The organism is Microcystis sp. M169S2, assembly GCF_020245865.1.
GTDB lineage: Bacteria > Cyanobacteriota > Cyanobacteriia > Cyanobacteriales > Microcystaceae > Microcystis > Microcystis ichthyoblabe_A.
The window spans coordinates 1-15,596 of the sequence record NZ_JADBUB010000236.1; the positions used below are offsets into that span (position 1 = coordinate 1).

A 15,596-nucleotide genomic window follows, 5' to 3' on the forward strand; every position below is an offset into this window, starting at 1 on the left:
GCTTCCTACCAGTGTCACCTTCGAGGCTAATTCTGCGATTGCTACCGTAATCGTTGACCCGACTACTGACACAACTGTTGAAAGCGATGAAACTGTAGTCTTAACCCTCGCTTCGGGTACTGGTTATACAATAGGTAATCCCAACGCAGCCACGGGAACAATTACTAATGACGATACCAGTGTTAGCGTTACGGTTGCACCTGGAAGTGTTAATGAAGACGGGATAACAAATCTAGTTTATACGTTCACTCGTACTGGAGTAACGAGTAATGCTTTGACGGTCAATTACAACGTCGGAGGGACAGCTACTTTTAACACAGATTATACCCAAACCGGTGCAGCCAGTTTTACAGCAACTACAGGGACAGTTACTTTTGCTGTTGGTTTATCGACAGCAAAAGTAACAATCGACCCCACTGCTGATACAACTGTTGAAGCGGATGAAACCGTTATTTTAACCCTCATTTCGGGGACTGGTTATACATTAGATGCAGCGACCACAGCGACGGGAACAATTACCAATAATGACTTTATCGGCACCTCTGGCAATAATATTCTCAACGGTACTACCGATGCTGATGTTCTCATGGGTTTAGCGGGAAATGATACTTACACCGTAGATAATACGGGAGATATAGTTACAGAAAACCTCAATGAGGGAACTGATACCGTCCAAGCTTCTATTTCCTACACCCTAACCGATAACGTTGAAAATCTTACTCTTACGGGAACCGCTAACCTCAATGGTACAGGCAATAACCTCAATAACATTCTGACAGGTAATAGTGGTAATAACATCCTGACAGGTTTAGCTGGTAATGATAGCCTTGATGGAAAAGCTGGCACAGATACAATGATTGGCGGTCTGGGAAATGATACTTACACCGTAGATAATACGGGGGATATAGTTACAGAAAACCTCAATGAGGGAACTGATACGGTTAAAGCTTCTATTTCCTACACCCTAACCGATAACGTGGAGAATCTTACTCTTACGGGAACCGCTAACCTCAATGGTACAGGCAACAACCTCAATAACATTCTGACAGGTAATAGTGGTAATAACATCTTAACGGGTAATGAAGGTAACGACATCCTGAATGGTGCAGCTGGAATTGATACTCTAATCGGCGGTTTAGGGAATGATACCTATCAAGTTGATACCACCAATGATACCATTACTGAACTAGCTAATCAGGGAAGCGATACTATCCAATCTAGTGTCACCTACAGTATTGCCAATTTAGACAATATTGAAAACCTAACTTTAACCGGTAATACTGCTATCAATGCCACCGGTAATACCGCTAATAACCTAATTGTGGGTAATAGTGGCAATAATCAAATCAATGGAGGTGCGGGAATTGATACTTTAACCGGTGGTAATGGTGCAGATATCTTCATCTTCCAATTTGACCAATCCACCATATCAACAAGCGATCGTATCACAGATTTTGCCATCAATACTGATAAAATTGACTTATTAACTCAAGGTGGACTTCCCATGAGTGCGCCTAGTAGTTTCAGTCGAGCTGCTAATAGCACTGTCACCACTTTAGACAATTTAGTCAATCAGGTATTTACTGATGCCAATGGAACGACTACAGGTAATCAAGGATTAGGGGTTAATAGTGCCGCCTTAGTGCAGGTAACAACTGGTGCGATCGCTGGAACTTACCTCGTTATTAACGATAGCACAGATGGCTTCCAATCCAGCAATGATTTATTAGTAAATATCACTGGATTTACTGGTACTTTACCAGCTTTAGGGAGCATTCCGGTGGGTAATTTCTTTGTTTAATTAAGTAGGAGTCGGGTGCGTATTTGCGGCTATCAATTCCGTCAAAAAAACCAAAATTAACAAGCCGCCGTAACGCACCACCTCTATTATTAAATTGGTGCGTTACGCTATTGCGCTTCACACCCTACAGGCTAATCTTTGTGTTCTTTGTGGTTATGATGAATCAATCAACTCCCAATACTAATCAATCTATTCCCGTAGAGATAATTGCTTCCCGTAACTTCATCGGTTGGTTAGAGTCTCAGCAGATTAGTCTGGCTTTTACTACCTATCAAAGTTCTCGACTGATGTTTTTAGGAGTTAACCCTCAAAGGGGGATGTCGGGATTTGAGCGAATATTTGACCGCGCCATGGGTTTATATGCTACCCCAGAAAGGATTTATCTTAGTTCCCGCTATCAAATCTGGCAACTAGATAATGTGCTATCATCCGAACAGCTTTATGATGGTTACGATAAACTTTATATCCCCCGCATTAGTTATACTACTGGGGATTTAGATATTCACGATTTAGCAATAGAAAATCTATCTGAAAGAATTATATTTATCAGTACCATGTTAAATTGTCTGGCGACAGTCAGTGATCGCCATAGTTGTATTCCCCTATGGAAACCATCCTTTATTTCCGCTTTAGTCAATGAAGATCGTTGTCATCTTAATGGTTTAGCTTTGGTAGATGGGAAGGCACGTTATGTTACCGCTTGTAGTCAATCAGATGTGGTGGATGGGTGGAGAGACAGAAGACAAACTGGCGGTTGTGTCATTGATATTCAGTCTAATGAAGTGATTGCTACTGGTTTATCTATGCCTCATTCTCCCCGATTTTATCAGGGTAAGTTATGGTTATTAAATGCGGGTACGGGTTACTTTGGTTATATTGATCAAGACAAAGGCATTTTTGAGCCTGTTACTTTTTGTCCTGGTTTTCTGCGCGGTTTAGCATTTGTCAGAAATTATGCCATTGTTGGATTATCTAAAAGTCGTGGGGGAGATAAGACTTTTTCGGGGTTAATCTTAGATGATAATTTAATGGCTAAAGAAGCAGATCCTCGCTGTGGTCTGCTAATTATTGACTTGAAAACAGGTGAAGTTGTTCACTGGATACGCTTAGAAGGTGAAGTGACTGAACTTTATGATATACAAGTCTTAGAAGGAGTTAAACGTCCCCAAGCTTTAGGATTCCAAAATGATGACATCAGTAAAATTATTACTCTTGATCCTATTTCTCCTTTAGTTGGAGGAAATCTAGCAAATAATCAGCCTGATACTTCCCCAGCAGATACCCTTTATCAGCAAGCATACACCTTGCAAAAACAGGTTAAGCTTGAAGAAGCGATCGCTCTCTATCAACAATTAATTAATCAATCTCCCCAATATGCAGCTGCTTGGCATCAGTTGGGGGTGATCATGGATAGTTTAGGACAAATTGATCAGGCTATTTTAGCTTATAAACAAGCCTTATTGATTAATCCTAATTATACAGAAACTCACAATAATTTAGGAATAATAGCAGTTAGCAAGGGAGATTTAGACGAGGCGATTATTTGCTTTAATCAAGCTATTCGTAGCGATCAAAACTATACTTTTGCTGAGAATAATTTAGGTTTAGTCTTACAAATGCAGGATAAGTTAGGGGATGCTGCGGTAAAGTTTCAAGAAGCAATCAGGAAAAACCCTAATTATCCAGAGGCACACTTTAATTTAGGCAATGTGTTACAACTCCAGGGAAAGACTGAAGAAGCGATCGCTTATTTTCAAACAGCAATTAAGCTTAATCCTAAATACATTAAAGCTTATAATAGTTTGGCTTTAGCTTTAGGAAGACAGGACAAAGTAGAAACGGCTATGAGCGTATTTAAGCAAGCTTTAGCCATTCAACCCAATTCACCAGAGGCTTTTGCTTGCTTATTTTCTATGAAGGAAATGACTTGTAATTGGGAGACAAGAGAAGCTGATTTAATCCAACTTTGGCAATTAACAGAAAACCAGTTACAAGAGGGAAAATCTACCGCAGTAACTCCCTTTGATACCTTATATAAACCTTGGTCTGCTAGTCAACAGTTAAAAGTAGCTTGTAACTATGCTCAAGAGATTAAAAGACAATCAGCTTTAGTTGCTAAACCCCTAAACTTTAACCATTCCCGCACCCGATCTGGACGATTAAAAATAGGTTATTTATGCCATGATTTTCGTAATCATCCTACCAGTCACTTGATGCAAAGTGTGTTTGGTTTACATGATCGCAATAACTTTGAAATAATTGCCTATTCCTATGGTCCTGATGATGGTAGTGAGTATCGTCGTCGCATTGCTAATGATTGCGATCGCTTTTATGATATTGCTACCTTATCAATTACGGAATCTGCACAACGGATTTTTCATGATGGGGTGCATATTTTAGTTGATTTGATGGGATATATTGATAAAGCGCGGACACAAATATTGGCTTTAAAACCTGCACCGATTCAAGTTAATTATTTGGTTTATCCGGGGACAATGGGAGCAGATTTTATCGACTATATTATTGGTGATGCCATAGTTACTCCACCGGAATCTGCTGATAATTTTACTGAAAAATTGGTAATTTTACCGGATAGTTATCAGGCTAATGATTATCAACAAATTATATCATCTAAACCTGTTACTCGTTCCCATTATGGTCTTCCTGAATCGGGTTTTGTCTTTTGTTGTTTCAACCACACCTATAAAATTGAGCCGCAAATATTCACTGTATGGATGCAAATTTTGGCTAATGTTCCAGGTAGTGTATTATGGTTATTTTCGAGAGTAGCTGAAGCTGAAGCAAATCTACGTCGGGAAGCACAAGCGCGAGGAATTGACGGCGATCGCTTAATTTTTGCCCATCTCGAACCTAAGCCGGAACATTTGGCGCGACATCAACTAGCTGATTTATTTCTTGATACTTTATACTATAATGCTCATACTACTGGGAGTGATGCTTTATGGGCAGGTTTACCGATTATAACTTGTTTGGGGGAGACTTTTCCTTCCCGTGTTGGTGCTAGTTTACTGACAGCTATTGGCCTACCTGAATTAATTACTAAGAATTTAGAGGAGTATCAAAATTTAGCGATTAATTTAGCAAAATCTCCTGATAAATTGCACGAAATTAAACAGAAACTAGCACAAAATCGTCTTACTTATCCGTTATTTGATACCCTTCGTTTTACCCGCAATTTAGAAAAAGCTTATAGGACAATGTGGGATATTTATGCTGCGGTAAAATCACCAGAGATGATCAGGATAGCCAATTGATCACTGGAATTATCAGGGTAAGCGTATCTTAACAATCCTTGACAAAATGAACTTTATCCCTCCCAGTTTTCACGGTACTTGGCAAGAAAAGCCATAAAAAGTATTGATTAATAGTTTCTAATTTTTACCAAAAATATTGGTCGCATCTTGGGAGGAAATCTCGAAAATTAGGTAGCTATAAGCAAGATGATCAATAGGTTGACGACTAGAACGCAGCCAGTAAAAATGGTTAGAATCGGTGGTAATACCAATTAATTGATTAGCTTCTATCACCAGTAAATTAATCGGATTACCCAGAGAAACCTGTGGGGGTGCAACTTTTTGATTCTCGATGACTAAATTAAGTTTATTATCTCCGTCATAACGAATAAAGAGAGCATTGGGATGTTTTTGGAGATAGTCTTGCAGATAATTTTTATTTTGTCCCCAATCTAAATTGGAATCGACCAGAACTTGATAGCTCATTTTGCGATCAATAACTAATTCGTTAAAATAGGAAATATAATGGGGAAAATAGGAGAGATTGGAAATTAGTAAGTAAAGGGTCAAGACAATAATTAAAATGCGATAGGGTCTTTTATAAGCTGGCCAACCGGTAACAATCCTACTAGCAAAGACAAATAAAAAGGGGAAAATCATCAAAATATATCTAATACCTATTTGAGCAGTGTTAGAACTCATTAAGATGAAATATAAGACAGTGGGAATAATCAAAAAAGCTTCATTTTGCCAAAAATTTAACTGTTTTCTCCAGAGAAATAAACTGATAAATCCCAACCAGATAAATATTTGGGTAGCTATGGGTACTTTATAGAGAAAAGCGATCAGAAAATATTGGGGAAATCCCTTAATTTTAAATCCTTGTACTGGATCAACTATAAATCCTAACTGTCCCAAAAGATAGGGCATTCCACTACCAAAACCCGTTTCTTGTTTATACTTACCGAAGTCTAATGCTTGCAGATAAGCAGCGGGAATAGGAATCGGTAAAGATTTTAAGACAGGATAGGTTTGCAGTTGCTTAAAACTATGACTGAGAAATTGATAATCTCCTAATTGTCTGCCACTTCTCTCGAAAGAATAACCAATATTTATGATTAACATTGTTGATAAAATCAGAGCTAATATATAGAAGATACTGCGCTTAATTCCTTGTTGAATAACTAAAATATTTTTCTGTTGAATAGATTGAATAATTTCCCGATGGTAAAAACCTACGCTTAAAATTACATAGATGGGAACCAAATAAACGGCTGTCAAGCGGCAAATCTGGGCAACTCCAAAAGTTAATATACTTAAAACTAGATTTTTTCTGCCCCCAAATCTTAGGAAAGACCAGAAATAATAAACGGCAATAAAAATTGAAGCAGCTCCGAATAAATCTTGAGTAATTATCCTTGAATGACCGATAATATTAGGATCGAGAATATAGAGAATTAAAGCTAAAAATCCCGCTAAAACTCCATAGAGTTGTTTTGACCAGATAAAAACATATATGGCTAGAATTACTGAGATAATAATCGTGGCAAACCGTCCAAAAAAATTATTTTCTAAGTTTATATTTTTAGAGATAGGAAAAATATTTTGTATTGTTTGATCGACTAGGGGATGCAGTGCTGAAGCTGGCATAATATTGCGATGATAAATATCGCGATATCCCCGTTGCGCTGCCCTACCTCTGAGAATTTCTAGTCCACTTTCATAATGATAACCTTCATCATAATTGAGGGATTCTGGTAGGGGAAAAAATAAACTGGTGACGCATAAAGCCATAAATATTAGCAAGATAATTACTAAATAGAATTGGTGTTTTTTTGAAAAGTTAAATTTTGTTTTCATGGCTTAAATTTCCTTGATAAAATGACTTATATGTGTTAATAAGTTAAGTCCTAAAATTGAATTACCTTGCTCATTTAACGGAGGACTATAACAAGCAATAACTCCCTCGTCTGACACAATAGATAATAAAGCACCACTGACTCCCGATTTAGTGGGAAAACCTACCTCAAGGGCGAATTGTTGGGAAGCTTCATAGAGTCCACAATTAGTCATAATTTCTAGCATAATTTTAGCATAAGGAGCAGCTAAAATCAACTTACCTAAATTAGCAAGATCGGCAATTTTTCCAGACAAACAACAGATTCGATTGTAGGTTTCCAGAGCTAAATAACGATGACTAATATAACCAGTTTTTTCTAATTCTAAGCTTAAAGCTTGATTGTGAACATTAGGAAAAGAGTGAACAGACTCAAGCACAGAGCGATCAAGAAATAATTGACAATTACCCATTTTATTTAACCATAAAAGCAAATTTTCACAGCGAGATTCTGCCGTTTCTCCTGCTAATAAATCCGCCAATGCGATCGCCCCACTGTTAATCAGAGGATTACGGGGAAAACCGCAATCCTCTTGCAGTTGAGTTAAAGAATTAAAAGGATAACTAGAAGCTTGTTTTCCCACGCGACGAAAAACAGCATCTTCCCCTAAATGAGTTAAAACATATAATAACAAAAAAGGTTTAATTACACTCATCAAAGGAAAAGTTACAGTTTCATCGCCCCAAGACAAAATCTCCCCCTCAAGAGAGTGAATCTGAAGAGCGAAAATCTCCGGATGAACTCGGTTCAAAACCGGTATATAATAGGGAATCTGACCGTTCCTATCCGATAAATGCACTTCCTGTATCCAAGCTTTTATATCTTCCACCCTTAATCTAGCTAATCGGTTCATTTGTTTAATCCATGTACTCAGTCAAAGAAGCAGAATCTATAATTTTAACTCAAATTCAACCCCAACCAGAAACAGAAAAAGTTTCTCTAGAGGCAGCTTTTGGGCGCATTTTAGCCGAAGATATCAGCAGCGATTTAGACTTTCCCTATTGGGATAATTCCGCCATGGATGGCTATGCTGTCCGCTACGAAGATGTCAAAGACACTAACCCAGAAAATCCCGTTACTTTAAAGATTATCGCCGAAATTCCCGCCGGCAAAGCTCCCGAAAAAATTATTCAACCAGGAGAAACAGCCCGAATATTTACAGGAGCGATGTTACCCGCCGGCAGTGATACGATTATTATGCAGGAAAATACTCAAAAACAAGGGGAGCGAGTGGCAATTCTTATCCCTCCCGAAAAAATAGGTCTTTTCGTGCGTCAACGCGGCACATTCTATCAAGCAGGAAATACCTTATTAAAAGCCGGTATAGCCATTAATTCCCCAGAAATAGCAGTTTTAGCCACGGCACAAGCTACCGAATTAACAGTTTTTTCCCGTCCCCAAGTGTCAATTTTCTCCACGGGAGATGAATTAATTAATCCCGATGAAACCCTCCAAAAAGGTCAAATTGTTGACTCGAATCGCTACGCTTTAACCACATTTGTCGCCAGTTTAGGCGCAATTCCCAGACCTTTAGGTATAATCAAAGATAATCCTGATCTTCTCAGAGAAACTATCAGAAAAGCCATTAATTCTAGTGCTATCGTCCTTTCCACTGGAGGCGTTTCTGTGGGAGATTACGATTATATCGAGGGAATTTTAGGGGAATTAGGAGCAGAAATTCTAATTCGCAGCGTTGCTATTCAACCGGGTAAACCCTTAACCTTTGCCACTTTTCCTAACGGTTGTATTTACTTTGGTATCCCCGGTAATCCCGTCTCTGCTTTAGTTTCCTGTTGGCGCTTCGTGCAAATGGCCATTAAAAAATTATCGGGATTGACAGATTATCAGAACAAATTTCTGCGAGTTATCACCCGCGATACTCTCAAATCTAAGGGACAAAGAGAAGTTTATCTCTGGGGAAAAATAGAAATTATCGAGGGAGTCTATCAATTTAAACTCGCTTCTGGACAACACAATTCGGCTAATTTAATTAATTTAGCGGGTACTAATGCTTTAGCCATAATTCCCCAGGGTAAAACTACTATACAAGCAGGAGAAACAGTAGAAGTTATGATAGTTTCCTAAAAAAATACCTAACCAAATTTTTAGCTAGGTATCCATCAATTTACTTCATCGAAAATATTGCCAGATAATTTAACCAACACCAATTAATGAACCCTGGAATATAACATCGTCGCTATTCTTGGATATATTGGCTAATTGACTAATATTTTCTAACTCGATTGCGGGAGTAGTTCGTTTAATTAAACCAGTTAAAACTTTACCGGGACCGACTTCGATCGCTTTTTCCACACCCACATCTGGCAATTTTAACATAATTTCTCGCCAGCGAACCGAGCTAGTCATCTGCTGGATCAGATATTTTTTTAATTGTTCCCCGTCCTGGGTAGGATTGCTCGGATCGACATTAGAAATCACGGGAACTTTCGCTTTTTGGAAATTAACTAATTCTAAAATCTGCTGAAATTGAATAGCGGCATTTTCCATCAAGGGAGAGTGAAAAGCACCAGATACTTTTAACTGCATAACCCGCTTAACTTTCACTTGATCTAATACCAAATCCACCGCTTCAGGAGTCCCAGAAATCACCACTTGTTCGGCACTATTATCATTAGCAATAACCACATTTTCCGTCTGATTAACCACTGTCTCTAGACTGGTGCGATCAAATTTCATTAAGGCTGCCATTTTACCACCTTCGGCCGCATCCATCAAACGGGAACGGTTTTGAACTAGATTTAATCCTGTTTCAAAATTAAACACCCTGGCCGCATACAAAGCGGAATATTCACCGAGACTATGACCAGCAACTAGATCGGGAAAATGACCTTTTTCTTGTAACAAATCCGCTAAGATACTCTCCACCACAAATAAACAAGGTTGAGTATAAAGAGTACGAGATAGGGTTTCTTCATCCCCTTGACATTTTTCTAAGACCGACCAACCGAGGATTTTTTCTGCTCTTTCTAATCTCTCTTGGCCAAGCGCACTTTCCGCTAAATCTCCAATCATTCCTAACGCTTGCGATCCTTGTCCCGGGAATATCCACGCTGTTTTCATAAGTTCTTAAAATAGATAGATAGTTGTGTTTTGGTCAGTTATCAGTTATCAGTTATCAGTTATCAGTTATCAGTTATCAGATGTGAGTTTTTAGTTTACCGTTTATTGTTTACCGTTTATTGTTTATTGTTTACTGTTTACTGTTTACTGGTTACTGTTTACCGTTTTTAGTTTACTGTTTACTGTTTACTGGTTACTGGTTACTGTTTACTGTTTACTGTTTACTGAATTAATCTCCCCAACGGAAGATAATCCCACCCCAAGTTAAACCGGCACCAAAGCCGGAAGAAGCAATAATATCACCTTTTTTGACCTTACCACTCCTGACAGCTTCATCGAGAGCTAGAGGAATCGAGGCCGCGGAAGTGTTGCCATACTCGCTGAGATTGCTGATCACTTTTTCCCGAGGCAGTTTCAGGCGATCGCTCACCGCGTCCATAATTCTTTGGTTAGCTTGGTGCAGAACTAACCAATCGATGTCACTGGTGGTTAAATTAGCCCGATAGAGAGCTTTTTCGATGACCTCTGGCACTTTCGCCACGGCAAAACGATAGACTTCCCGTCCGTTCATCCTTAGGGGCGTATAGGTCCCTTTTTGAACCCTTACCCCCTCCTTAAGGGGCAATTCCTCCCCCTGATAGGCGAGATTGAGAGAACTATTCTGGCTGCCGTCACTATGGAGTTCAAAACCGAGAATGTTATCTTTTGTATCATTTGCTTGACAAAGAACCGCCCCTGCCCCATCACCAAAGAGGACACAGGTAGCGCGATCGTTCCAATCCACCCAACGGGAGAGAACATCGGCCCCGATAACCAAGACATTGCGGTAAGTACCAGTACGGATAAATTGGGTGGCGGTGACTAATGCCACCAGAAAACCCGAACAGGCGGCGGTGAGATCAAAAGCGATCGCCCGATTGGCCCCGATCTGACTTTGAACCTGGGCCGCACTACCGAACAGATCATCGGGGGTAGAAGTAGCCAAAAGAATCAAATCGATGTCCCTAGGCGACACCTGAGCCATTTCCAGAGCCTTAATCGCCGCTTGGGCTGCTAATTGGCTTAAAGACACCGATTGATCCGCTAAATGACGTTTACCGATGCCAGTACGACTTTTAATCCACTCATCGGAAGTCTCGACAATTTGGCTGAGTTCTTCATTACTAAGAAATTGCGCTGGTGTGGCCGATCCACAACCGGTAATGACGACAGCTGCCCCGAATCCGTTCAAAATATCCCCCCTTTTTCAGTTATCAGTGATCAGTTGACAGCTTAATCTTCACCGTTCACCGACAACTTTTTTAATTGATGATGGTGGTCATTGTAGGCTTGAATGCGCTCAGAAACGCGATTATCGACGGCATTTTTCGCCTGTCGGATGGCGTTAAAAATTGAAGGCGCTTGGGAACTGCCGTGACTGATCACACAGACCCCATCGACTCCAAATAACAGCGCACCGCCGTGTTCGGCGTGATCCATGCGTTGTTTAATCTGTTTAAGATTGGGTTTAATTAAAGCCGTCCCCACTTTACCCTGTATCCCCCTAGGTAATTCCTCTTTGAGAATTTGTAGGATAACTCCTCCCACCGCTTCGGCAAATTTTAACAGGACATTACCGACAAAACCATCGCAGACGATCACATCAAATTGTCCCGATAGCACATCCCGGCCCTCAGCATTGCCGATAAAGGGAATTTGCTGGTTATTTTCTAATAATTCGTAGGTTTTTAGGGCGAGATCGTTACCTTTGCTGGGTTCTTCACCGATATTGAGTAAACCGACTTTCGGATCTTCAACCCCCATAACGTATTTACTGTAAATTGTTCCCATTAGAGCAAACTGCTCTAAATATTTGGGTTTACAGTCCACATTCGCCCCGACATCGAGGATAATAACTGATTTACCCGCCAACATCGTCGGCAGCACCGCACCGATCGCTGGGCGATCGATTCCTTTTAAACGACCCAAACGCAGTAACGCCGCCGCCATGGCTGCCCCGGAGTGACCGGCGGCCACCACTGCATCGGCGCGATTTTGTTTGACTAAATCCATGGCCACATTAATCGAGGCCGCTGGTTTGCGACGGATAGCGGTGATCGGCTCTTCGTCCATGGCCACCACTTCCTCTGCGTGGACGATCGTGAGATTCTTGGGACGGGGATGATGCTGGAAATAAGCCTCAATCCGTTCAGAATCGCCGACTAATAATACTTCTACATCTAATTCTTCGGAAGCTCGCATCGATCCCGCGATGATCTCGTTGGGAGCGTGGTCACCTCCCATCGCATCTACCGCGATTCTTGCCCGATTTAATGCCGTTTCTGCCATTGAGTCAGTGGGATAGAAATCTTTAATAAGTTGAGCGGCAGCTCTTGAGAAAAGCTGGCCGATCGAGGATTAGTGTTTTCTGATCGAGCAATTGTTAAAAATTACCAATCATCTCTATACAATAAGGCATCATTGCGATTAAGGAAAAGATGTTCTCAGTTTTTAATTTGGCAGTTTTCGGCTTTCTCTTCGGTTGGCTGGGGGGACAATCCCAACCGATCGCCAATATTCCCCTAATTTCTTGGCAAAATCAGCCTATTTTTGACCTTCCCACCGCTCCCGATCCCCGGGTGGCGGCGATCGTGGCCGATTATCTGCAAGACTTGACTAAAAAAGGTTTAAACTCTCGTCAACAACGGGTCTTAATTGAGACGGAATGGGCTGATTTAGCCGATCATCAGGGTAATCTGCCCGCTTCGGGGGCTTCTTTAACTAAAATCGCCACTACTCTCGCCGCGGTGGAAACTTGGTCTCTCGATCATCGTTTTGCTACTCGTTTTTACAGCACGGGAGAGGTAAAAAACGGGGTGTTAGAGGGAGATTTAATTATTGAAGGGGAAGGGGATCCGCTTTTTGTCTGGGAAGAAGCGATCGCAGTGGGCAATGGCCTCGATCAATTAGGCATCCGTCAGGTCAAAGGCGATCTGATCATTACGGGTCAATTCGCCATGAATTTTCAAACCGATCCCCTCAAAGCGGGAGAATTGCTAAAAATTGGGCTTGATCAATCGAAATGGTCAAAAGAAAACCAAAAAGCTTTTCAGAGTCTTCCTGGCGGCACACAAGCCCCACAGGTGAAGATTTTGGGCATGGTTCGAGCCAGTCAAATTCGCCCCGAAAATGCCCGATTATTATTGCGTCATCAGTCCTTAACTTTAACGGAACTGTTGCGTCAAATGAATATTTATAGTAATAACGTCATGTCAGAAATGTTAGCGGAACTGCTCGGTGGCCCCGCGGCAGTGGACGCAATTAATACTAAAATTACCGGGGTAGGAGCGGAAGAAATTCAATTAATTAATGGTTCGGGATTGGGGGTAGAAAATCGCTTGTCTCCCCGGGCAGTTATTGAGATTCTGAAAGCATTGGATCGCAAGTTAGCCAATCAACCGATCAAAGTCGCCGATTTATTTCCGGTGGGGGGACGCGATACCAAAGGAACTATGCAGTGGCGGGCCATTCCTAAAGGAGTGATGATTAAAACTGGAACTTTAGCCCAAGTTAGCGCCTTAGCTGGAGAAATTCCCACCCAAGAAAGGGGTAAAGTTTGGTTTGTAATTATGAATGCTGGTAGTAGCAATATCGAGGGATTCAGAAATCAGCAGGATCGGGTGTTACAAGATTTAGATCAACACTGGCAAATTCTCCCGGAAGCGACTAAAGGATCGATTCCTGAAAGATCCTTTCTAGGTGATCCCAGTCGAATAAGTCAAGGTTTCTAGAATTGATTGGCTAAGAGGTTATGGTGATGAGCGAATCTGATCGAAGGGAGGGCGTACACTATGGGTCCTCACCAATCATACTGGCTGCAATGTAGGGGCGCAAAGCTTGCGCCCAAGCCGAATTTTTAAGGATAAAAACACATTTGCGGTAAACCAAGGGATTCTTCCCAACCCATCATGAGATTGAGACATTGTACCGCTTGTCCCGATTGTCCCTTAACTAAATTATCAATCGCTGACATCACTATCACTCGATCGGTTCTCGGATCCACTTCAATACCGAGATAACATAAATTAGTACCACAAGCCCATTTAGTTTGTGGATAGACTCCCCCGGGTAGGATTTTGACAAAGGGAGAAGTGCGATAAAAAGCATTGTAGATAGTGATCAAATCATCCCGCACCAGATTGGGATCCCGCAAAGTTGCATAGACTGTGGACAGGATACCCCGAACCATGGGCATTAAATGGGGAGTGAACTGGACGCGCACCTCATGACCGGCTAAATCGCTGCAAATCTGCTCAATTTCGGGAGTATGACGGTGTTTTCCCGCTACATTATAGGCCCCGATCGAACTATCTGCTTCTGCCAATAACATATTAATCTTAGCTTGTCTTCCTCCTCCCGAAGTTCCCGATTTGGCATCAATAATCGTCGTTTCCGGGAGAATTAAACCCTGTCTTAACAGGGGAGAAATCGCCATTAAACTAGCAGTAGGATAACATCCAGGGCAACCGATCAAAGAGGCATTTTTAATATCTTCCCGATACAGTTCTGGTAAACCGTACACAGCCGTAGATGCGATCGCTTGATCCTGACGTTCCCTACCATACCATTTACTATAGGTTTCTAGGCTAGTAAAACGATAATCTGCCGACAGATCCAAAACTTTACATCCTTTAGCGATCAAAGGAGGGGCTAAATCACAGGCTAAACCATTGGGTAAACCCAAGAAAACCACTTGACAACGGGAGGCAATTATCTCCAAATCGATCGCCTCCACATTAAGATTAATGCTATGACCGAGATGGGGATATAAATCACTGTAGGGTTTGCCGGCGCTACTATCGCCCCCCAGATAGGCTAATTCTACTAAGGGATGTTCTTTGAGCAAACGTACCAACTGTACGCCACCATATCCGGAAGCGCCGACAATACCCACTGAAACCTTCTGTTCTTGCGTCATTTCCCTTATTCCTAAAAATTCTTATCGTTAATATAACGCTTTAGTATGGCTGAATTTTAGCCTAACCAGTAGGATTTAAATCAAAAAACTTCCTGTAAAAACCCAGAATCTCGGCCGGGTTGTCCATAAAACGTCAATTTCTCTTGATCAATAGCCGGTTATCTTAATGATGAGGTACAAAGTTTTCCTTTTAGGGAATCGGTCATCGGGAGATGAGGCCAAATTAGGTTAAACTTCCTCTTTAGGAGAAAACCTGTGATTTAATCCCCCATCTTTACAATTTTGATCGCACCGTAAATTCATAATCTCCTCCCGGTTCTAATTGATAATCGTAGCGTTCTAAAAACCGATTCAAGGGTTCAAAAATCAAAGCCCTACCTAGGGAAGGTTGTACTGATAACTTGCCTTGAAGAAAATGCCACTGAAAACGCCATTGATATTGTTCCGTCCGCACTTCCCCCTCTAATTTCCCCGTTTGCCAAGATTGCTTAATTATCCGCACATAAGCCGTGCTTTCTGGTCGATTACCGCCACTCACCTGAACCCTACCTATAGATTAAATATCCAACATTAAGATAGCGAATTAATTCTTGTTTGTCATTACT

Annotated in this window: 11 protein-coding genes; 4 read left to right on the forward strand and 7 right to left on the reverse strand. The window is 41.1% G+C overall.

Translation table 11 applies throughout. The annotated features are described in order from the left end of the window. Both IM485_RS20980 and IM485_RS20985 read left to right on the forward strand, forming a co-directional pair. On the forward strand, positions 1–1,801 hold a 1,801-nt coding region (locus tag IM485_RS20980), incomplete at its 5' end, for a beta strand repeat-containing protein (protein WP_287745373.1). 155 nt (positions 1,802–1,956) lie between these two features. Continuing rightward, on the forward strand, positions 1,957–5,076 hold the full coding sequence (locus IM485_RS20985; protein WP_287745400.1) for a TIGR03032 family protein: 3,120 nt from the start codon (positions 1,957–1,959) through the stop codon (positions 5,074–5,076). 117 nt (positions 5,077–5,193) lie between these two features. Here IM485_RS20985 and IM485_RS20990 read toward each other — a convergent pair whose 3' ends face one another. Both IM485_RS20990 and IM485_RS20995 read right to left on the reverse strand, forming a co-directional pair. Then, positions 5,194–6,915 (reverse strand): ArnT family glycosyltransferase, encoded by a 1,722-nt coding sequence (locus tag IM485_RS20990; RefSeq protein ID WP_104395349.1) that lies wholly within the window; start codon positions 6,913–6,915, stop codon positions 5,194–5,196. 3 nt (positions 6,916–6,918) lie between these two features. After that, positions 6,919–7,806 carry a glutaminase gene (locus tag IM485_RS20995; protein WP_104395348.1) on the reverse strand — a complete coding sequence of 296 codons (888 nt, stop codon included), beginning with the start codon at positions 7,804–7,806 and terminating at the stop codon, positions 6,919–6,921. Positions 7,807–7,817: 11 nt separating this feature from the next. Between IM485_RS20995 and IM485_RS21000 the strand changes: the two genes are divergently transcribed. Next, the gene (locus tag IM485_RS21000; RefSeq protein WP_287745377.1) at positions 7,818–9,038 is read left to right on the forward strand and encodes a molybdopterin molybdotransferase MoeA; all 1,221 of its coding nucleotides are present in this window, start codon (positions 7,818–7,820) and stop codon (positions 9,036–9,038) included. A 69-nt stretch (positions 9,039–9,107) separates the two neighbouring features. Here the strand turns inward: IM485_RS21000 and fabD are convergent, their stop codons facing one another. From fabD to plsX, 3 genes are all read right to left on the reverse strand, one after another. Then, the gene (gene fabD / locus IM485_RS21005) at positions 9,108–10,034 is read right to left on the reverse strand and encodes an ACP S-malonyltransferase (protein WP_104395346.1); all 927 of its coding nucleotides are present in this window, start codon (positions 10,032–10,034) and stop codon (positions 9,108–9,110) included. A gap of 229 nt (positions 10,035–10,263) precedes the next feature. Beyond that, positions 10,264–11,265, reverse strand: coding sequence for a beta-ketoacyl-ACP synthase 3 (locus IM485_RS21010; protein ID WP_287745380.1), 1,002 nt, complete (start codon positions 11,263–11,265; stop codon positions 10,264–10,266). 41 nt (positions 11,266–11,306) lie between these two features. After that, a complete protein-coding gene (gene plsX / locus IM485_RS21015) occupies positions 11,307–12,362 on the reverse strand; it encodes a phosphate acyltransferase PlsX (RefSeq protein WP_104395344.1) in 1,056 nt (351 codons plus the stop codon). A gap of 149 nt (positions 12,363–12,511) precedes the next feature. On the opposite strand from plsX, the gene IM485_RS21020 reads away from it, so the two are divergent. Then, complete coding sequence (locus IM485_RS21020; RefSeq protein ID WP_287745382.1) at positions 12,512–13,804, forward strand: D-alanyl-D-alanine carboxypeptidase; 1,293 nt, start codon at positions 12,512–12,514, stop codon at positions 13,802–13,804. Between the two features lie 125 nt (positions 13,805–13,929). On the opposite strand, the gene argC is transcribed toward IM485_RS21020, so the two are convergent. Together argC and IM485_RS21030 are read right to left on the reverse strand one after the other, a co-directional pair. Continuing rightward, the gene (argC, locus tag IM485_RS21025) at positions 13,930–14,991 is read right to left on the reverse strand and encodes an N-acetyl-gamma-glutamyl-phosphate reductase (RefSeq protein ID WP_104395342.1); all 1,062 of its coding nucleotides are present in this window, start codon (positions 14,989–14,991) and stop codon (positions 13,930–13,932) included. 274 nt (positions 14,992–15,265) lie between these two features. After that, on the reverse strand, positions 15,266–15,529 hold the full coding sequence (locus IM485_RS21030) for a DUF3146 family protein (protein WP_002765551.1): 264 nt from the start codon (positions 15,527–15,529) through the stop codon (positions 15,266–15,268). Positions 15,530–15,596: the final 67 nt, after the last annotated feature.

What these genes read in the sequence shown, in the direction of transcription:
- IM485_RS20985 (WP_287745400.1), top strand. Translation starts at nt 1,957, where the DNA reads ATGATGAATCAATCAACTCCCAATACTAATCAATCTATTCCCGTAGAG.
- IM485_RS20990 (WP_104395349.1), bottom strand. Translation starts at nt 6,915, where the DNA reads ATGAAAACAAAATTTAACTTTTCAAAAAAACACCAATTCTATTTAGTA.
- IM485_RS20995 (WP_104395348.1), bottom strand. Translation starts at nt 7,806, where the DNA reads ATGAACCGATTAGCTAGATTAAGGGTGGAAGATATAAAAGCTTGGATA.
- IM485_RS21000 (WP_287745377.1), top strand. Translation starts at nt 7,818, where the DNA reads ATGTACTCAGTCAAAGAAGCAGAATCTATAATTTTAACTCAAATTCAA.
- fabD (WP_104395346.1), bottom strand. Translation starts at nt 10,034, where the DNA reads ATGAAAACAGCGTGGATATTCCCGGGACAAGGATCGCAAGCGTTAGGA.
- plsX (WP_104395344.1), bottom strand. Translation starts at nt 12,362, where the DNA reads ATGGCAGAAACGGCATTAAATCGGGCAAGAATCGCGGTAGATGCGATG.
- IM485_RS21020 (WP_287745382.1), top strand. Translation starts at nt 12,512, where the DNA reads ATGTTCTCAGTTTTTAATTTGGCAGTTTTCGGCTTTCTCTTCGGTTGG.
- argC (WP_104395342.1), bottom strand. Translation starts at nt 14,991, where the DNA reads ATGACGCAAGAACAGAAGGTTTCAGTGGGTATTGTCGGCGCTTCCGGA.